This window comes from Shinella sp. AETb1-6 (assembly GCF_009826875.1).
In the GTDB taxonomy this organism is placed as follows: Bacteria; Pseudomonadota; Alphaproteobacteria; order Rhizobiales; family Rhizobiaceae; genus Shinella; species Shinella sumterensis.
Window position 1 is genome coordinate 23,428 of sequence record NZ_WUMM01000009.1, and the last position, 18,373, is coordinate 41,800.

Consider the following 18,373-nt stretch of genomic DNA (forward strand, 5'->3'; position numbering starts at 1 on the left):
ATGACGGTCACATTCCATCCGACCGTATTGATCGTCGATGACGACAAGCTGAATCGTGCCGCCCTGGCCGAATTGCTCAAGGACGAGTGTAGACTGCTTCTGGCCAAAGACGGTCCATCCGCTCTCAACATCCTCATGCAGGAGGATGTCAGTCTCGTTCTTCTCGACGTGTCCATGCCTGGCATGGATGGCTATGAGGTGCTGCGACGCGTCAGGGAGAACCCGAAGACGGCCGATACAAGTGTCGTCTTCATCACGGGCATGTCGGAGGAAGCCGACGAGGAGCGCGGCCTGCTTCTCGGCGCGGCCGACTATGTGCAAAAGCCGATCCGCCCCTCCATCGTGCGGGCACGCATTCGCGTTCATCTGAAACTGGCTGCACAGAGGCGTGAACTCGAACGGCTATCGTTGCAGGACGGTCTGACGGGCATTGCGAACCGCCGCTACTTCGACGATGCCTTGAACCGCACCCTGCGCCAGGCGGCGCGCGATCGTGAGACCCTCGGGCTCGCGATCATCGATGTCGACCATTTCAAGCAGTACAACGATTTCTATGGCCACGGCGCGGGCGACGAGGCGCTGCGCCGTGTTGCCCGCATCATTGACACCTTCGCCATGCGACCCGGCGACGTTGCCGCACGGTATGGCGGCGAGGAATTCGTTCTGCTGATGCCACGGATTGGCGATTTCGCATACATTCTCGAAACGATGCGCAACGCGATCCTTTCCGAAGGAATACCCCATGAACGCTCGCCCACCACATCGGTCTTGACCATCAGCGGCGGCGGTATCGTGGCCTCGCCGTTCGATGGGACAACGCCACAGGCACTCCTCGACCACGCGGACAAGCTGCTCTACCAAGCCAAGCGGCATGGCCGCAACAGGTTTGTCCTGGAGTGAAGCTCGGCCCATATCCGATCCCGTTGTCGTCACCATCGGTTTTCGAGCGTCAAGCCCCGGGGAGAGGCTTCCGATCTGGCAGGCAGGACATTCTCTTCGATGCCTTGTGTCTGCCGACGTGCTGGAACTGGCGCATTGCGAAGCCAAGCGCATGGCCCTCTGTAAGCGCGAGGGCTTGTGGTACATCGATTTCCGCGGGGCTACAGGTCCGTGCCCGTTCAAGAGCCTGGCGGCTGCGGGTCACGATCTTACCGGCGACGTCGTGACTATTCCGCAGCGGCAAGAGGACCGAAAGATACATCGGTCGTGTAGTTCTCGCGCAGGAACGCGATGAAGTTGTCCTGGAACTGCCGCGTGTGGGCATGGGCCAGTTCGTCGGCCAGCTCGACGTTTTTCGCCCGGATCGCTTCCAGCATCAGTTCGTGCTCATCGGTCAGCAGATAGCCATCGCCGCCGCGTTCCAGATATTCGAAATGCAGATGCAGCATGCGCTGGCCCTGGTTGAGCAGCCGTTCGTAGAACGAGGCGAGGTAGGTGTTCTTGCCGGCATAGGCGACGGCCATGTGGAACTGCTTGTTGGCCTCCGACATCTTCAGATGCACGCCAGTTTTCACCGCCGCTTCAAACTCCTTCTGGCGCTTGGCGATGATCTTCAGATCTGCATCCGTCCGCAGTGTCGCGGCGAGACGCGTGTTCATGCGCTGGGCGACGTCGAGTGCTTCGACATATTTCGGAAAGCTTGCCACCTCGATCGGCGCAACGATGGTGCTGCGGTTGGACAGCGTCACCACCAGTTCTTCTCCCGATAGCCGGATCAACGCTTCGCGAATTGGCGAGCGCGACATGGCGAAGCGCTCGGCCAGTGTCGTTTCATCGAGCAACTGTCCGGGCGGCAGGGTAAGCGCCAAGATTTCGTTGCGCAGCGTGTCGTAGACACTTTTCGAGCCCGTGCCGCGCACGCGTTTCGATTCAATTTCCTCAGACACTTACGTTCCTTTCCGCATTTCATGGCCATTGGGCCAGAAAATCCGCGCCGCAGCAATCGTAAAATTTCCGCTTGACTTTGTCGACACTGAGACGACATTAAATAATCAGTCGACACGAAGCCGACAGAAGAAGACCGCAAGAACGGCCGAAGCCGACGGGTGGAACCGCGCGTTGAACGCGCTCAAAATGGGGAATGCACATGCTTTCGACTATGATGACGTCCGCTCTGCGGGCGACGGCCGCGCTCGCTCTGGTGGCAGGGCTTTCGACCACCGCCATGGCCCAGACGGCCGAAGGCTACTGGCAGGGCGTCCAGAAGAGCGGCACGCTGCGGTGCGGCGCAGCCGTCGCCCCGCCCTATGTGATGCGCGATCCGGCAAGCGGCGAATATTCCGGTTTCTACGCCGATCTCTGCCGGGAATTCGCTGAGGTACTTCAGGTAAAGCCCGAATTCGTCGATACGACGTGGGACAATATCGTAGCTGGCCTTCAGGCCGGCAAATGGGACGTCTCGCTGGCGCTGAACCGCACGCCGGCCCGCGCCATGGCCGTGCAGTTCTCCATCCCGGCGATGGAGTACCAGATCTCACTCGCCTACAACAAGGACAACCCGAAGATTCCGGCCGGCGCCGCATCAGTCTCTGACATAGACAAGGCCGACGTCACGCTCGCGGTCATGTCGGGCACCGCGCAGGACAAGGCGATCTCCGCTGCCGTCAAGACCGCGACGATCCTGCGCCTTCCGACCAATGACGAGACCCGTCTTGCCGTCGTCTCCCGCCGGGCGGACATCCTGGTCGACGCCTCCGACACGAACCAGCTCTTCACCCAGTCGAACCCCGATTGGGCCGTGGCGCTGAATCCGAAGCCGGCGCTCGCAAAGCAGGGCGTTTCCTTCGGCCTGCCGCACCAGCTTTCCGCCGCCGATGTCGAGGTGGTCAACATCTTCCTCGAGGAGCGGGTCGCGACCGGCCATGTCGAGGAACTGATCCGCAAGGCGGTGGATGAGGTTCTCAAGGCCGGCCAGTGAACCATCCGGGGCCGCCTTGCCGCGGCCCCGCCTGTCTGTTCCAAGGAGGAGAGTTTTGACGATGTCGGATAGCACCGCGCCACTGGTCAAGATCGAAGGACTGTACAAGAGCTACGGCGGCGTCGTGAAGGTGCTGCAGGGCCTCGATATCGAGATGAAGGCGGGTGACCGCGTCGTCGTCATCGGCCCTTCCGGCGGCGGAAAGTCCACGCTCCTGCGCGTGCTGATGGGATTGGAGCAGATCGACGGCGGTTCCGTCGCCTTTGGCGGCAAACCCTATATTTCCGCCAATGGCGACGGCAGGACCGTGATCGATACGAAGGTCAGGCGCTCGGTCGGCATGGTGTTCCAGCACTATACGCTGTTTCCTCATCTGACTGTGATCGGCAACCTGATCCTCGCGCCCATGAAGGTGAGGGGCGAGAAGAGGGCGGAAGCCGAGGCGAGGGCCATGGCGCTGCTCACGCGGTTCGGTCTGGCGCAGAAGGCGAATGCCTATCCGGCCCAGCTTTCCGGTGGTCAGAAGCAGCGCGTTGCCATCGCCCGCGCCCTCATGCTCGACCCCAGGCTGATGCTGTTCGACGAGGTCACCTCGGCGCTCGATCCGGAATTGGTGGCTGAAGTCGAGCAGGTGATCATGCAGCTTGCCCAGCAGCAGATGCCGATGGTCATCGTAACCCATGACATGTGGTTCGCCAGAAATATCGCCTCTCGCGTGATCTTCTGCGCCGGCGGCGTCGTGGTCGAGGACGGTCCGCCCGAACAGGTGCTCGGCACGCCGAAGGAGGAACGCACGCGCGAGTTCATCGAGCGGGTGTTCCACATCAGGCATTGAGGAGCAGGCCATGAACTACAGCTTCGACTTCGCATCCGTCTTTCGCAATCTGGGACCTCTTTGGGACGGCCTGCTCGTCACGATCCAGCTGACCGTCGCGGCCAACGCCATCGGCCTGACGCTCGGTTTCGCCCTGGCGCTGCTGGTCATGAGCCGCTGGGCGGTGGTGCGCCTGCCGATCATGCTGTTCATCGAATTCTTCCGCTGCACGCCGGCGATCATCCAGATCGTCTGGTTCTTCTATTGCGTGCCCATGCTGTTCAACGTGTTCCTCGGCTCGGTCACGATGGGGATCCTGGCGCTCGGCCTCAACCTCGCGGCCTTCAACGCGGAGGCGTATCGCGCCTCTATACAAGCCGTGCCGCGCGAGCAGCTCGATGCCGGCGTGGCGCTGGGCCTGACGCCTCTGCAGCGCATCCTTCACATCGTGCTGCCGACGGCTGTGCGCAACTCCATCCCCGTCCTTCTGACCAACGGCATCGGGACGTTCCAGCAGAGCGCGCTGGTCGCCATCGTCGCCGTGCAGGACCTGATGTACCAGGGCAAGACGCTCGCGACCCAGACCTATCGCCCCATCGAGACCTTCACCATCGTCGCACTCGTCTATTTCGCCGTGTCGTTCCCGGTCTCGCAGATCGTCGGCTATCTCGAACGGCGCCGCGAAGCGCTGGCAAGCTGAGGAACGGAACGATGACCCTGAACTTCGCCATCGTGCTCAAATATCAGGACGCGCTTCTGCTCGGCCTCTGGATGACGCTCAAGCTCACGCTGATCTGCATTGTCTTCGGCTGCGTCCTCGGCTTCCTGTTGGCGCTTGCCCGCACCTCGAAAAGCAGAATGCTCAGGGCCCTCGCAAGCGTCTATGTGGAGTTCTTCCGCGGCACGCCCGTACTCGTGCAGCTCTTCTGGATCTTCTTCTGCCTGCCGCTGGTGCTCGGCGTCGAGCTTTCCAACATGGCCTCGGGCGTGATCGCGTTGACGCTCTATATGGGGGCGATCAGCAGCGAGACATTTCGCGCGTCTCTGAAATCGGTCGGCCGCGAGCAGATGGACGCCTGCGTAGCTTTGGGGCTTTCTGCCTGGACGCGCACGACGAGTGTCGTTCTGCCGCAAGCCGTGCTGCGCGCCGCGCCGACGCTTCTGTCCAACTGCGTCAGCCTGTTCAAGGAGAGCGCGCTGGTCTCTGCGGTCGGCATGGCAGACCTCATGTTTGTCGGCCAGAACATTTCCAACAACACGGCCCGCCCCATCGAGGTGCTAACCGTCGTCGCTCTCATCTACTTCGTCATCGCCTTCCCGCTGACGCGCGCCGTCACGGTCGTCGAACAACGCATCCTCAAGCGGCTGGCTGTCTGAAGCACCGGCATCCGAACCCCCGAAAATGGAGACCCCCATGAAACTGTCAGGCGTCATGCCCGCCCTCGTCACCCCCTTCGACACGCAAGGCCGGGTCGATTTCAAGGCTTTCGAAAACTTGCTCACGCATCTGCGCGAAGCCGGGGTGACCGGCTGGGTGCCGAACGGCTCGACGGGCGAATATTTCAGCCAGTCGAGCGAAGAGCGCCGCGACGTGCTCAAGTTCGTCAAGGATTTCGCCAGGCCGGGTGAAACCCTGATCGCCGGCACGAACGCACCCGCTACGCGGGAGGTCATCGAACAGACCGCGATGGCAAAGGAAATCGGCTACGACACGGTGCTGCTCGCACCGCCCTTTTACACCCGCCCCACCCAGGCCGAACTCATCATGCACTACGAAACCGTGCTCGCCGCGGTCGACGTCGATCTCGTGCTGTACAGCTATCCCGCCAAGGATGGGTCGGACATCAGCTTCGAACTGATGGATCACTTCGCCGGCAATCCGCGTGTCATCGGCATTAAGGAAAGCTCGGGCGTGCTGCAGCGCGCGATCGACATCGCCAGCCGTTACGAGGGCCGGATCCAGCTGGTTTCGGGTTCGGACGACATCGCGCTCGATTTCATGTTCTGGGGGGCGGAAAGCTGGATCTGCGGCCCGTCGAACTGCATGGCCAAGGCGTGCTGCGATCTCGACCGCGCCTACAAGTCCGGCGATCTCGGCAGGGCCCGCGAGATGATGAAGATCCTCTACCGGGCGATGAACATCCTCGAATCCGGAAAATTCGTCCAGAAGATTAAATATGGCTGCGAATTGCAGGGCCTGCCGATGGGCGAATGCCGCGCGCCGCTCGGTCCCTTGACGGACGAGGAAAAGGCCGAATTCCGCGCCGCCATGCAGCCGATTCTCAACTGGTAAGCCGACAGGGCCGGGCGCAATGGCTGCCCGGCCGTTTCCTGATACCCAATGGGAGAAACGAGCATGACCACCGTCGTTGTCGGCGCAGGCATCATCGGCACGGCCATCGCCTACGAACTGCAAAAGCGCGGGCGGCAGGTCGTGTTGCTCGACAGGGGCGAGGTCGGGCGCGGTGCGTCCTATGGCAACATGGCCTCTATCGCCGTGACCGAGTTCATGCCCGCCTCGCGGCCGTCGATCTGGAAACAGATTCCCGGCTGGATGCTCGATCCCGAGGGACCGGTTCGCGTGCGGCCGATTTATATGCCGAAACTCCTGCCGTGGTTCGCGCGCTTTGTTGCCGCCTCGCGGCCGGGCAAGCTGCGGCAGTTGGAGGTCGAGGGTGCAGCGCTCTGCAAGCGCGTCTATGACGACCTGCTGCCGTTGTTGCGGGAAACGGATCTGGAAGGCGAGCTGACGGAGGAGGGCTGCCTCTCGCTCTATAGCGACGAGGTGGAGTTCCGCGCCGATCGCGAGCATATCGAAATCCTCGAGCGCTTCGGCTTTCCGCATCAACGGCTGACGGGCTCGCAGGCGCGGGACCTGGAGCCGGAATTATCTGACAGTATCGGCATTGCCGTGCTGTTTCCGCAGAACCGGAGCCTTCGCGACCCGTTCCGGCTGGTGAGCAGCCTTGCGCAACGCTTCACTGCGCTCGGCGGCGAAATCCGGCGCGGGACGGTCGTGGGCTTCGATCGATCCGGTCGCATCACCGCCGTCCGGCTTGCGGAAGGCGACCGCATCGCTGCCGAGGAGGTGGTGATCGCGGCCGGCGCTTACAGCGGCTTGCTTTCGAAGATGCTGGGGGAGCCGATGCCGCTCGAAACCGAGCGCGGCTATCACACGCAGATCATGTCCCCGGGCATTTCCATGCGTCATTCGATCATCTGGCCGGCGCGGGCTTTTATGGTCACGCCGACGGCCGGCGGTATCCGGGTCGGCGGCACCGTGGAGATGGCGGGCCTCGACGCTGCGCCGGATTATCGCCGTTCGAAGATCACCGTGCGGCGGGCGCAGACGGCGCTGCCCAACCTGCGCTGCGAGGATTTCTCGGAATGGATGGGCCACCGCCCGGCATTACCGGACACGGTGCCGGTCATGTCCGCTTCGGCGAAGACACCGGGTGTGTTTTACGCCACCGGCCACGGCCATCTCGGCGTCACCTATGCCGCGACGACTGCGCGCCTGATGGGCGATCTGATCGTCGGTGCGAAGCCGCCCATCGATATGCGCCCCTATCGTGTCGACCGTTTTTGACCACATGTGAGGACCACCATGCAGAACAAGCTTTTCATCGATGACCAATGGGTGGCCCCGGCCGATGGCGCCATGCTTCCGGTGATCGATCCGGCGACCGAAGAGGTCTTTCACCACATCGCCGCCGCCGGCGCTACAGAGGCGGATTTGGCCGTGAAAGCGGCCCGCGAAGCCTTCGACAAAGGCCCATGGCCGCGTCTTTCCGGGAAGGGGCGTGCGAAATACCTGCGGGCCATGGCGCAAGGCATTCGCGACCGTCTTGCGGAACTCGCGCGCATGGAAACGCGTGATAATGGCAAGCCGCTGCCCGAATCCGAATGGGACCTGACGGACGCCGCCGGCTGCTTCGATTTCTACGCCGATCTTGCCGAGGAGCTGGATGGAGAAGTGGAGGAAGTGAAGCTTGCTGACGCGCGCTTCGTCTCCAAGGCCGTGCGCGAACCGCTTGGCGTCGCCGTCGCCATCGTTCCCTGGAACTATCCGCTGCTCATGGCCTCGTGGAAGGTGGCACCGGCGCTTGCGGCCGGTTGCACCATGATCCTCAAGCCCGCCGAGACCACCTCCCTGACGGCGCTCGAACTCGGCGTGATCGCGCAAGATGCGGGGCTTCCGAAGGGCGTGCTGAACATCCTCTCGGGCAAGGGGTCCGTCGTCGGCCAGGCGCTCGTCGAGCATCCGCAAGTCGACAAGGTCGCCTTTACCGGCTCCGGTCCAGTCGGCTCGCGCATCATGGCGACCGGTGCCAAGGACATCAAACGCATCAGTCTCGAACTCGGCGGCAAGTCGCCCTTCATCGTCTTCGCCGACAGCGACATCGAAAAAGCTGTCGAATGGATCATGTTCGGCATCTTCTGGAACCAGGGCCAGGTCTGCTCGGCCACGTCAAGGGTTCTTGTCGAGGCCCCGCTCTATCCGAAGCTCCTGGTGCGATTGGTGGAAGAGGCGAAGAAGATCAGGATGGGCAATGGCCTCGATGAGGGCACGCTGCTCGGCCCGCTGGTCAACAGGGGCCAGTACGAGGACGTGCTGCGCCACATCGACCGCGCCGTCGAGCAGGGCGCGACCGTCGCCTGCGGCGGCCGGCATGCCGGCTTCGAAAAGGGCTTCTGGGTTGCTCCCACCATCCTCACCGATATGGCGCTCGACAGCGACGCCTGGGTAGAGGAAATCTTCGGTCCGGTCGTCTGCATCCGCCCCTTCGAGACGGAGGAGGAGGCGATCCGCCTTGCCAATGACAGCCGCTTCGGCCTCGCCGCCGCCGTCATGTCGGCGGACGACGAACGCTGCGAGCGCGTCGCGGCCGCCTTCCGCGCCGGCATCGTCTGGATCAACTGCTCGCAGCCTACCTTCACCGAGGCGCCCTGGGGCGGCTACAAGCAGTCCGGCATCGGCCGCGAACTCGGCCGCTGGGGGCTCGACAACTACCTGGAGACCAAGCAGATCACGCGCCTCGTCAGCGACGAGCCCTGGGGGTGGTATCTGAAATGACCTTCGACAAGGCGCTCGATATCCTGCTCGTCCATTGCCAGGGCGAAAGCGGCAATGTCCTCATCGGTGGCGCGCCCGAAATCCCGGGCGCGACCATCCTCGATAAGATGAACCATCTCAACGACGTGGACCCGTCACTCCGTCTCTTCCTGACACGCGAGCCGCGGGCGCAGGTCGTCCACACGACGAACCTGCTCCTGCCATCTACCCGGCCGGATGCCGACGCCGCCTTCATCGTGCTGCAACCGGACCGCGCCCATCCGATGTCGGGCTCCAACTGCATCTGCGTGGTGACGGCGCTTCTGGAAATCGGCCGCGTCACGATGACGGAGCCGGAAACGGTCGTGCGGCTGGATACGGCGGCCGGACTGATCGTCGCCCGCGCGCAATGTCAGGATGGCCGCTGCCTGTCGATCAGCCTCGACAACGTTCCGGCTTTCGTCCATGCACTCGACGTGATGATCGACACGCCGAGATGGGGCAAGATCACCGGTGATATCGCCTTCGGCGGCGTCTTCTATGCCCAGATCGACGTGGACCGCGTGGGGCTGCGCCTCGTACCGGAGCATGCCCGCGCGCTGGCCGAGGCGGGCACCGAAATCAAGGCGCTGCTGGCCGAACAGGTGGCGGTGGAGCATCCGGAAATCGCTGATCTCGACGAGATTGCCTATGTGATGTTCCGCGACTACCAGCCGGACGGCTCGGTCGTGACCTGCACGACGTTGAAGCCGGGTCGGGTGGATCGTTCGCCCTGCGGCACGGGGTCCTCGGCCAATCTTGCCATCCTCCATGCGCGCGGACAGGCGAAGACCGGCGATATCCGCGTCTCCCGCAGCATCATCGGCGGAGAATTCACGGCGGAAATCCTCGGCGAGACGACGGTCGGCGACCGCCCCGCCGTGCTGCCGCGCATCACCGGCCGGGGCTATGTCTTCGGCCGCCAGCAATTGCGGCTCGATCCGCAGGATGCCTTCGCGCAGGGTTTCGCCCTGTCGGATGCCTGGGGTCCGCAGGTGGGTGAACTATGATGCTTTCAGGACAATCGATCCTCGTAACCGGCGCGACGGGCGCCATCGGGCAGGCAATCTGCCGGGCGCTCGTTGCAGACGGTGCCAATGTCGTCGTCCACTACGGCCGCAATCGCGATGCCGCCGAGGCACTTGTGAGAGCGCTCGACGGGCGGGGCTGGTGCGTGCCGTCCGATCTTTCGGACCCGGCCGGCCCGCAGGCTTTGTGGGACGGTGCGCTGGCCGCCGCCGGCCGCCTGACGGGCCTCGTCAACAATGCCGGCATCCGCTCGGAAGTCGCGGTCGACGCGCCGATGGAGGAATGGCAGCAGGTCTGGGCGCGCGAGATGCGGGTCAATTTCCTGTCGGCCGTCGACCTGTCGAAGCTCGCCATCCAGCATTTCCGCATCCACGGCGGCGGGCGGATCGTCAACATGGCGAGCCGCGCCGGTCAGCGCGGCTATACCTCCAGTTCCATGGCCTATGGCGCCTCGAAGGCCGCCCTGATCAACCTCACCAAATCCATCGCGCAGAGCCACGGACATGAGGGGGTGACTGCCGTCGCGCTCGCGCCCGGCTGGGTGCGCACCGGAATGGCCGAAGCCTATATCGCCGAACATGGCGAGGCGGCGGCCCTGGCCGGCATTCCCATCGCCCGGATGGCCGACCCGCAGGAAATCGGCGAGATCACCGCCTTTGCCTTCCGTCCCTCGCAGGCGTCGCTGAACGGCGCGGTGCTGGATGTGAACGGCGGCAGCTACATGAGGTAATCCCATGCGTTTCAAGGATAAAGTCGTTATCGTAACCGGCGCTGCCGGCGGTATCGGCGCAGCGATCAGCGCCCGCTTCGCCGCCGAGGGCGCAAGCGTCGTGCTTACGGATATGAACGGTGAAGGGGCTGACGCGGCGGCCGCGCAGATCGGCGCTGCGGGTAGCAGGGCGCGCGCCTTCGCCAGTGACATTGCGACCGCGGAAGGTTGCCGGGCCATCGTCGAAAACGTGATCGGAACGGAAGGCCGCATCGACGTGCTTTGCAACAATGCCGGCATCAACCGCCGCGGCAATCTGCTGTCGCTGACACCGGAGGACTGGCGACTGAGCTTCGCGGTCAATCTCGATGCGATGTTCCACCTTTGCCAGGCGGCGCTGCCGCATATGATTGCGGCCGGCGGCGGCGCCATCGTGAATACGGCCTCACAATGGGGGCTCCATCCGGCGCCGAACCACATTGCCTACAATGTCACGAAAGCGGCGGTGGCGAGCTTCACGCAGAACCTTGCTCGTGATTACGCGCCGGACAAAATCCGCGTCAACGCCGTCTGCCCCGGCGAAATCCACACGCCCATGCTGGAGGCCGGAGTGAAACGGTCCGGGCGCACCATCGCAGACCTCGACAGGCTGGTGCCCTTCGGTCGCATTGGCAAGCCGGAGGAGGTCGCTGCCCTCGTCGCTTTCCTTGCATCCGACGAGGCGGCCTTTATGTGCGGTTCGCTGGTGGAAATCACGGGCGCTCAAGCGGTGGCGCCAGTCGGCGATTCTAATCTACTCAAGAGCCTTTCAGCCGGTCTATCTACCGGAACTGCGCTTTTCGGGATTTGGCGCAAAGGCGGCGAGTTGTGCTTGATGATCAAGATCAGCAAATTCTACCAGCCCAATGCTAATGGGGATGGCGTTCCGTCATGCAGACGCTTGGCGTGACGTCGCGAGAAACCCAGCGATAAAATCGACAGTGTCGTCGCCATCTCTTAAGCCGAGATGGATGCTTTTCTGTATCCCGCTCTCACCGATACGGACGGGGCGGACACCGAGCGCTGCCGCTTCCCGATGCACCAGCCAGTTCGGAATGGCACTTACACCGCGGCCTGCCGCCACGAGTTGGAGCATCATTTCCGTCGTCTCGACATTGCGGTGATGCCGCGGCCGGCAGTTGGCGGGCACCAGGAACTGCGTGAAAACGTCCAACCGCTCTGGCGGTACCGGATAGGTGAACAGTGTCTCATCCAGAAGATCCGCAGGCTCGGCATGGCTTTTGAGCACCAGCGGATGATCGGCCGGAACGGCAAGCACCAGTTCGTAATCGAACACCGGCAGATAATGGATGCCCAGCGCCTCGATCGGATCCGGCGTGATCAGGATATCGATCTCGTATCCGGTCAGCGCCGCCACGCCCCCGAGAGCGAACGACGTCGTCAGTTCCAGGCCGACATCCGGCCATTCCACGAGATAGGGTTTTGTGACACCCATCAGCCATTGGTGGCAAGGATGGCACTCCATACCGATCTTGAGCGAACCTCGCTGGCCGTCGCGATAATCCGACAGGACATCTTCAGCCCTTTCGATCTGGGGCAGAACGCGTTGCGCCAGCGTCACGATGTAGCGGCCTGCCTCGGTGAGGCGAAGGTTGCGGCCGTCTTTTTCCCACATTGCCACGCCGTAGCGCTCTTCGAGCTTTCGGATCGTGTGGCTGAGAGCGGATTGGGAGACGTTCAGCCGCTCCGCGGCAGCGGTCAGGCTGCCGAGGCGGTGGACTTCACGCAGGATCGACAGATGTTGCCTGTCCAGCATGGCTATGCCCGCCCGTGCTCAAGGGGAACGATGTCCGCCGTGGCAACATCCCCAACCGGCACTGGCCGATGATCCTTGTCGACCGCCACCATCGTGAAGTGCCCGGCTGCCGTAATCTGCCTCTCCCCCGTCAGGAGGTTTTCGGACCAAAGTCTGGTCTCGATGGACATGGAGCTACGGCCCACGCGCTCGACGCGTGCTTCCGCCTCGACGATTTCGCCGATCTTGATTGCTCTTGCGAAATCGATACGCTCCGATGAGGCGAGGACCACCAGCTTGCCGGAGTAGCGCGATGCTGCGACGAATGCGGCTTTGGTCATGTAGGCGATCGCTTCGCCCCCGAACATCCGGCCGACGCTGTTTGCCTGATCGGGAAACACAATCTCGACCATGGTAACTGCTCCGCCCGTGCACCGTGCCTCTTTGTGAAGCAGTTCGGGCAAGGCGTGATGCGCGGCGTCCTCGCCCTCCGGCACGGCGACCATATGGAAGGTGCCGCGCGTACAAATGTGCCGCTGCCGACCGACAATGGTCTCTGCCGCCATTTCGACTTCGACCGTCAGGAAGCGGCGACCGGCTTTGACCGGCTTGGCTGAGAATTCGACGATATGCCCGATACGCGCGGGCTGCCTGAAATCAATGCGCTCGCATGAGGCGGTCACGAACGGCGCTCGCCCGAACCGGGTTGCCGCGATGAAAGCAACACGATCCATGAGAGCAAGCCCCGTTCCGCCGAACAAGGTGCCGTGATGGTTGGTGTCTCCGGGAAAAACGATATCGATGAGACTGGTTGTCGAGCCGTGCTGCGCTGGCTCTTCTATCGTCGCGATCTCTGTCATCGGCACTGCCATCAGTTGCGGCCGGGCAGTGGCATGACGCAGAGACGACGGCACGAGGGGGCCGATCGCGAAAGCGGCACTCCGGGACACCCCGCCCGTGGACGTTATCTACCGCGGCAGGTCTCCTGGCTTACGGGTCTTCGCTCTGGTCCGTCTTCCCAAGGCATGCCTCAGTGACACGAATGGACCTTCGCTCGCCGCTTACAGTTGCGGGGGCAGCTTCGGCATCGGGCTGCAACAAAGCCCTCACCGAATTCCCTCTTGGCTCCGGACTTTCGCCCGCAGAACCACGATGATGAACCAATGTCGCATGTCGCTGGAGTGGTCAAGGTGCCGATCACGGGAATGTCGCGGAGGGGGCTTCATCAAGCCAAACCATGAGCGTGGCTCATCCGTCGATGAGATAATACCATTTTTAGCCGATTGATGCTTCAGCTACATAGCTGGCAACTCCGTTGACCGCAGAGTGTATGCAGGCTCCCAACTGCGGAAGCGGAAAATACAGTCAGACAAGTGAGAAATACATGCAGGGTTCAGCTCGGAAATTCGCGCCTCGGATCGCCATGAACGACGAATTTATATTTTCTATTAAGAGCATTTCGTTCGATGAGGACTATCGCCCCTCAGATAGCACGCGCATCACAACCAATTTTGCCAACCTAGCCAGAGGCGAGAGCCGGCAGGAGAACCTGCGTAACGCCTTGAAGATGATTGACAACCGATTCAATGCCTTGGCGCATTGGGACAACCCAAAGGGCGATCGCTATTCCGTCGAACTCGAAATCGTTTCGGCTGAGCTGACCATCGGCGACGATGGCGGTAGTGATGCCTTCCCGCTGATCGAAATCCTGAAAACGAGCATTCTCGATCGGAAAACCAACGAACGCGTTCAGGGCATTGTCGGGAACAATTTTTCCTCTTACGTCCGGGACTATGACTTCAGCGTATTGCTGCCGGCGCACAACAAGGGCCGCGCTGAATTCAGCGTACCGGACAACTTCGGCGATCTGCATGGAAAATTGTTCAAAAGCTTTTTGAGTTCAGATGCCTACAAAAAGGCTTTCAATAAGCCGCCGGTGATCTGCCTGAGCGCTTCGAGCAGCAAGACATATAACCGGACGGGCAATCAGCACCCTGTCTTGGGTGTTGAATACCAGCAGAACGAATTGTCTTCGACCGACCATTATTTCCACAAAATGGGATTGCAGGTCCGGTATTTCATGCCGCCGAACAGCGTTGCGCCTTTGGCCTTCTATTTTCTCGGTGACCTGCTTGGTGACTACACCAATCTTGAACTGATCAGCACCATCAGCACGATGGAGACGTTCCAGAAGATCTACCGGCCCGAAATCTACAACGCCAATTCCACAGCAGGGGCATGCTACCAGCCAAGTTTGCAGCACTCGGACTATTCTTTGACCCGAATTGTCTATGACCGGGAAGAACGCAGCCGCCTGGCCGCCGAGCAGGGAAAGTTCGCTGAGGAGCACTTCATCAAACCATATAAGACCATTCTTGAGCAGTGGTCTTCCAACGCCGTTCTTTGACGAGCTGAACGCATAAGGTTGCCTGACATGAAAACACTCTTGCCCACGTCCACCGCCGGCAGCCTGCCGAAACCCTCGTGGCTTGCACAGCCTGAGAAACTCTGGTCGCCCTGGAAATTGCAGGATGAAGAACTGATCGAGGGCAAACAAGACGCCTTGCGCCTGTCCTTGGACGATCAGCGACAGGCAGGTATCGACATCGTCAGCGACGGTGAGCAAACGCGCCAACATTTCGTCACGACGTTCATCGAGCACCTCGATGGCGTTGATTTTGAGAAACGCGAGACTGTCAGAATCCGGGATCGCTATGACGCGAGTGTTCCGACAGTCGTCGGCGCCGTGTCTCGACAGAAGCCCGTTTTCGTTGAAGACGCGAAGTTCCTGCGTCAGCAGACGAAGCAGCCCATCAAATGGGCTCTGCCGGGTCCGATGACCATGATCGATACGCTCTTCGACAACCACTATAAGAGCCGCGAAAAACTGGCCTGGGAGTTCGCCAAAATCCTGAATCAGGAAGCCAGGGAGCTTGAGGCTGCTGGCGTGGATATCATCCAATTCGATGAGCCCGCATTCAATGTCTTCTTTGACGAGGTGAATGACTGGGGTGTTGCGACCCTGGAAAAGGCAATCGAAGGGCTCAAGTGCGAAACGGCCGTGCATATCTGCTACGGTTACGGGATCAAGGCGAACACCGACTGGAAAAAGACCCTCGGGTCGGAGTGGCGGCAGTATGAAGAATCTTTCCCCAAACTGCAGAAATCCAGTATCGGCATGATCTCGCTGGAGTGCCACAACTCCCATGTTCCAATGGATCTCATGGAACTTGTTCGGGGTAAGAAAGTGATGGTCGGCGCCATCGATGTGGCGAGCAACACCATCGAGACGCCGGAAGAGGTCGCCAACACTCTGCGAAAGGCATTGCAATTTGTCGACGCCGACAAACTTTGCCCTTGCACCAACTGCGGCATGGCGCCCCTGTCACGGCGCGTGGCAAGAGGCAAACTGAATGCCTTGAGCGCGGGCGCCGAGATCGTCCGAAGAGAACTCACGGCCTAGTTCGCTGGGCCGGGGTGTCGCAAACCAGTCGGTACTGCAATTCCAGCACGGCTATACCAACTTCGTCGGTGTGGTCGTGCTGATTCTGCGACGACGGACTTTGATAAACCGAATACGGACAGGGGACGTTGGCGGCTGCCTCGGTTTCGCCAGTCCCGCACGCGCCTGAGAGGCCGACATGGGCATGATCGACCACCGCTTCGACATTGTAGATAAAGCCACGTTTCGCAATGGAATGTCGCGCCTCGGCGCGGCGGTCAGCGTCGTAACCACCAAATCTGGCGGAAAGCGCTATGGCTTCACCGCCTCAGCGGTCTGCAGTGTCAGCGATACGCCGGCAACGCTTCTTGTGTGCATCAATCGTGCGAGCTCCTGTTTTCCTGCTTTCGAGCGCCCGCGCCATTTCTGTGTCAACACCCTGATGCCGAACCAGGAGGACATCTCGAACGTCTTCGGCGGAAAGACGCCAGTGAGTGACCGATTTGCACATGGTGACTGGAGAGAGGGTATCACGGGTATTCCAGTCTTGGCGAACGCCTCGGTCAGCTTCGAATGCGAATTCACCAATGCCGTTGACGAAGCGACCCACCGTATCCTCTTCGGGCGCGTAATCGATATCCGTGAGAACGAAGAACAGGCAACGCTGCTTTATTGCATGCGTCGCTATCTTAGCGCTTAGCCATCAATCCTCTCGGGGCGTGCGCCCGTTCAAGCGTCCGGACTACATCAACAAGTTCTGGACGCTGGCCGAAGGCATCGTCGCGATCCCCGAGCAGGACCGCTTCATTGCCGCCGTCGAACGCTTCGCCACGCTCAAGGCCGGTCTCAATCTCCAGGTCGCGCCCGAGCGGCTCGACCAGAGCAATGCTCGAGAACATGCAGACCCGCACCGAACGCTACGACATGATCGGCCTGCATGCCTACGAGGCGCTGGACGCCTCGATCATCAAGACCATCGTGCCGGAACCGGTCGCCTCGTAGGGGCTACCACGAACCGCGCTTGCGCAGCCAGGCGGCGGCCCTGTCCAGGCCGCCGAAGGGGAAGACATGAAGTCCCTCCCCATTGTCGTTCGAGCGGCGTGACGAAAGTATCTGGCGAATAGCCGGCCGCCAGCGACATGAGGCTGCTCGCATGCCGTGTCAGCATAGAAAGAGAGTTGCCGACGCCGCACAATGTTCCGTATTTGATGAGCGTCCTAATCTTCGCCGGCCCGGAAACCCCATACGGATCGGCATGTCGAGTCCGACTCGCGATAGGTCCTCAGCCCAGGCAATGGCCTTTTCCGCATCGAAACCGAACTGCGTAACGATGCGCAGCCGTGCGCCGGTACGCTCTGCAAAAGCCTTCTTGCTGCGCAACGCTTCCTCCGCTGCCGCCCCGGAAAAATCCGGGCTCCCTTCCGGGTGCCCTGCAATCGCCAGGTCTGTGATCCCGTAGCGGTCGAGAAAACCGGTCTCCAGCAGATCCATCGAGGAGGCGAACGGCCCGGCCGGCGGATTGACGCCGCCGCCGATCACGAGGACATCCGCGACACCTGCTTCTTCGGAAAGGCGGCCGATACGCTTCTCGAGCGCGGCACGCGAGGTAATCCGGCGTGGCGCAAGATGCGGCACGGGCACGCAATCCGCCTCGCGCAAGCGTGGTATAGGTGATCCGTTTTGATCGGCATTGCCTTGAGTGCGCCCTTTACCTGTCGGGTTTCCATCAGAGCGACATCCAGCCGCGCATCAGTCAAACCGCGCTGCAGCCACTGGGACAACGGTCCGGCTTCCAGGCCTATGATGGCGACCGCTCCCTCCAGGGTGTTTGCAAAGTCTGCGATAACCTGGGGATCACTGGGAACCTGCGCTTCTTTTACGATCTTGCCATGCTCGTTGATCACACAGACTGCGGTCTTTGCGAGTGATACATCCAGTCCGATAAACAGTTTCATCCCGTATTCCTCCGATTGAGACTGATACGGGAACAGCGACAGCTTGCCGTGGGCAACTGCAAGATGCGCGAGCCGGTGGTGCACGACGCAGGCCCCGTTACAGCATCTCATTGATCAATGCCAGAAGATGACTGTGGCTGCGATGCAGATGGCTGAGAAGAATGTGTGGGCGCATCGATCATAGCGTGTGGCGATGCGCCTCCAGTCCTTGAGTTTGGCGAACAGGTTCTCAACCTTGTGGCGCTGACGATAGAGGACTTTGTCGTGGGCGAATGGGACTTTGCGGCTCCGGCTGGAAGGGATGCACGGCTGTATGCCTCTGGCCTTCGCTGAGCAGCATGATGATCGGGCGTCGTCCTTCACCATCGCAGACGGTGTACAGTTTGGAATTCAATCTGCCTTTGTTCGCCCGATACGACGGGGAACATCCCCTTTTTGAGCAGGCTCGCCGCCGTGCGGTGTGCTTTCAGGTGCGTGGCGTCGATCATGATGCGCTCGTGCTTGGGGCCTTCACCGGCCAGCGCCGCAAAGATACGGTCGAAGACGCCAAGCCGGCTCCAGCGAATGAAACGGTTATAGAGCGTTTCTATGTGGCCCGTAGCCAGCCGGCGAGTGAT

At 61.5% G+C, this 18,373-nt stretch carries 19 protein-coding genes, 2 pseudogenes and 1 riboswitch; of the genes and pseudogenes, 14 read left to right on the top strand and 7 right to left on the bottom strand.

The window, feature by feature from the left end; genetic code table 11:
• The gene (locus GR158_RS16605; RefSeq protein ID WP_160871842.1) at positions 1 to 900 is read left to right on the top strand and encodes a diguanylate cyclase domain-containing protein; all 900 of its coding nucleotides are present in this window, start codon (positions 1 to 3) and stop codon (positions 898 to 900) included.
• A 266-nt stretch (positions 901 to 1,166) separates the two neighbouring features.
• Here the strand turns inward: GR158_RS16605 and GR158_RS16610 are convergent, their stop codons facing one another.
• A complete protein-coding gene (locus GR158_RS16610) occupies positions 1,167 to 1,886 on the bottom strand; it encodes a GntR family transcriptional regulator (protein WP_160871843.1) in 720 nt (239 codons plus the stop codon).
• Positions 1,887 to 2,086: 200 nt separating this feature from the next.
• Between GR158_RS16610 and GR158_RS16615 the strand changes: the two genes are divergently transcribed.
• The 10 genes and pseudogenes from GR158_RS16615 to GR158_RS16660 all read left to right on the top strand — a co-directional run.
• Positions 2,087 to 2,917, top strand: coding sequence for an ABC transporter substrate-binding protein (locus GR158_RS16615; protein WP_160871844.1), 831 nt, complete (start codon positions 2,087 to 2,089; stop codon positions 2,915 to 2,917).
• A gap of 61 nt (positions 2,918 to 2,978) precedes the next feature.
• On the top strand, positions 2,979 to 3,752 hold the full coding sequence (locus GR158_RS16620; RefSeq protein WP_160871845.1) for an amino acid ABC transporter ATP-binding protein: 774 nt from the start codon (positions 2,979 to 2,981) through the stop codon (positions 3,750 to 3,752).
• A gap of 10 nt (positions 3,753 to 3,762) precedes the next feature.
• Positions 3,763 to 4,431, top strand: a complete 669-nt coding sequence (locus tag GR158_RS16625; protein ID WP_160871846.1) for an amino acid ABC transporter permease — start codon at positions 3,763 to 3,765, stop codon at positions 4,429 to 4,431.
• Between the two features lie 11 nt (positions 4,432 to 4,442).
• Positions 4,443 to 5,108, top strand: a complete 666-nt coding sequence (locus GR158_RS16630) for an amino acid ABC transporter permease (RefSeq protein WP_160871847.1) — start codon at positions 4,443 to 4,445, stop codon at positions 5,106 to 5,108.
• A 37-nt stretch (positions 5,109 to 5,145) separates the two neighbouring features.
• Positions 5,146 to 6,024 carry a dihydrodipicolinate synthase family protein gene (locus GR158_RS16635; RefSeq protein ID WP_160871848.1) on the top strand — a complete coding sequence of 293 codons (879 nt, stop codon included), beginning with the start codon at positions 5,146 to 5,148 and terminating at the stop codon, positions 6,022 to 6,024.
• Positions 6,025 to 6,087: 63 nt separating this feature from the next.
• The gene (locus GR158_RS16640; RefSeq protein ID WP_160871849.1) at positions 6,088 to 7,320 is read left to right on the top strand and encodes an FAD-binding oxidoreductase; all 1,233 of its coding nucleotides are present in this window, start codon (positions 6,088 to 6,090) and stop codon (positions 7,318 to 7,320) included.
• 18 nt (positions 7,321 to 7,338) lie between these two features.
• Positions 7,339 to 8,808 (top strand): aldehyde dehydrogenase family protein, encoded by a 1,470-nt coding sequence (locus tag GR158_RS16645; RefSeq protein ID WP_160871850.1) that lies wholly within the window; start codon positions 7,339 to 7,341, stop codon positions 8,806 to 8,808.
• A complete protein-coding gene (locus GR158_RS16650; RefSeq protein ID WP_160871851.1) occupies positions 8,805 to 9,836 on the top strand; it encodes a proline racemase family protein in 1,032 nt (343 codons plus the stop codon). The genes GR158_RS16645 and GR158_RS16650 overlap by 4 nt, the downstream gene beginning before the upstream one ends.
• Entirely contained in the window at positions 9,833 to 10,585 is a 753-nt protein-coding gene (locus tag GR158_RS16655) for an SDR family NAD(P)-dependent oxidoreductase (RefSeq protein WP_160871852.1), read from the top strand. Before GR158_RS16650 ends, GR158_RS16655 begins: the two co-directional genes overlap by 4 nt.
• A 4-nt stretch (positions 10,586 to 10,589) precedes the next feature.
• Positions 10,590 to 11,339 (top strand): annotated as a pseudogene (locus GR158_RS16660) (SDR family NAD(P)-dependent oxidoreductase); the annotation flags it as partial.
• A 153-nt stretch (positions 11,340 to 11,492) separates the two neighbouring features.
• On the opposite strand, the gene GR158_RS16665 reads toward GR158_RS16660, so the two are convergent.
• Together GR158_RS16665 and GR158_RS16670 are read right to left on the bottom strand one after the other, a co-directional pair.
• Entirely contained in the window at positions 11,493 to 12,380 is an 888-nt protein-coding gene (locus tag GR158_RS16665) for a LysR family transcriptional regulator (RefSeq protein ID WP_160871854.1), read from the bottom strand.
• A gap of 2 nt (positions 12,381 to 12,382) precedes the next feature.
• Positions 12,383 to 13,219, bottom strand: a complete 837-nt coding sequence (locus GR158_RS16670; RefSeq protein ID WP_160871855.1) for an acyl-CoA thioesterase — start codon at positions 13,217 to 13,219, stop codon at positions 12,383 to 12,385.
• A 97-nt stretch (positions 13,220 to 13,316) separates the two neighbouring features.
• Positions 13,317 to 13,526: riboswitch (cobalamin riboswitch) on the bottom strand.
• 256 nt (positions 13,527 to 13,782) lie between these two features.
• On the opposite strand from GR158_RS16670, the gene GR158_RS16675 reads away from it, so the two are divergent.
• The 3 genes from GR158_RS16675 to GR158_RS16685 all read left to right on the top strand — a co-directional run bounded on the left by GR158_RS16675 (position 13,783) and on the right by GR158_RS16685 (position 16,501).
• Positions 13,783 to 14,766, top strand: coding sequence for a DUF1852 domain-containing protein (locus GR158_RS16675; RefSeq protein WP_160871987.1), 984 nt, complete (start codon positions 13,783 to 13,785; stop codon positions 14,764 to 14,766).
• A 27-nt stretch (positions 14,767 to 14,793) separates the two neighbouring features.
• Positions 14,794 to 15,822, top strand: coding sequence for a methionine synthase (locus GR158_RS16680; RefSeq protein ID WP_160871856.1), 1,029 nt, complete (start codon positions 14,794 to 14,796; stop codon positions 15,820 to 15,822).
• A 178-nt stretch (positions 15,823 to 16,000) separates the two neighbouring features.
• A complete protein-coding gene (locus GR158_RS16685; protein ID WP_160871857.1) occupies positions 16,001 to 16,501 on the top strand; it encodes a flavin reductase in 501 nt (166 codons plus the stop codon).
• Here GR158_RS16685 and GR158_RS25170 read toward each other — a convergent pair.
• From GR158_RS25170 to GR158_RS25375, 4 genes and pseudogenes are all read right to left on the bottom strand, one after another.
• Positions 16,491 to 16,700: a hypothetical protein gene (locus GR158_RS25170; protein WP_202402319.1), complete on the bottom strand. Its 210-nt coding sequence runs from the start codon at positions 16,698 to 16,700 to the stop codon at positions 16,491 to 16,493. The two genes, GR158_RS16685 and GR158_RS25170, sit on opposite strands and share 11 nt — an antisense overlap.
• 262 nt (positions 16,701 to 16,962) lie before the next feature.
• On the bottom strand, positions 16,963 to 17,340 hold the full coding sequence (locus GR158_RS25650) for a hypothetical protein (protein ID WP_160871858.1): 378 nt from the start codon (positions 17,338 to 17,340) through the stop codon (positions 16,963 to 16,965).
• Positions 17,337 to 17,756, bottom strand: coding sequence for a hypothetical protein (locus GR158_RS16705; RefSeq protein WP_202402320.1), 420 nt, complete (start codon positions 17,754 to 17,756; stop codon positions 17,337 to 17,339). Before GR158_RS16705 ends, GR158_RS25650 begins: the two co-directional genes overlap by 4 nt.
• A 114-nt stretch (positions 17,757 to 17,870) precedes the next feature.
• Positions 17,871 to 18,368: pseudogene (locus tag GR158_RS25375) on the bottom strand (transposase); the annotation flags it as partial.
• Positions 18,369 to 18,373: the final 5 nt, after the last annotated feature.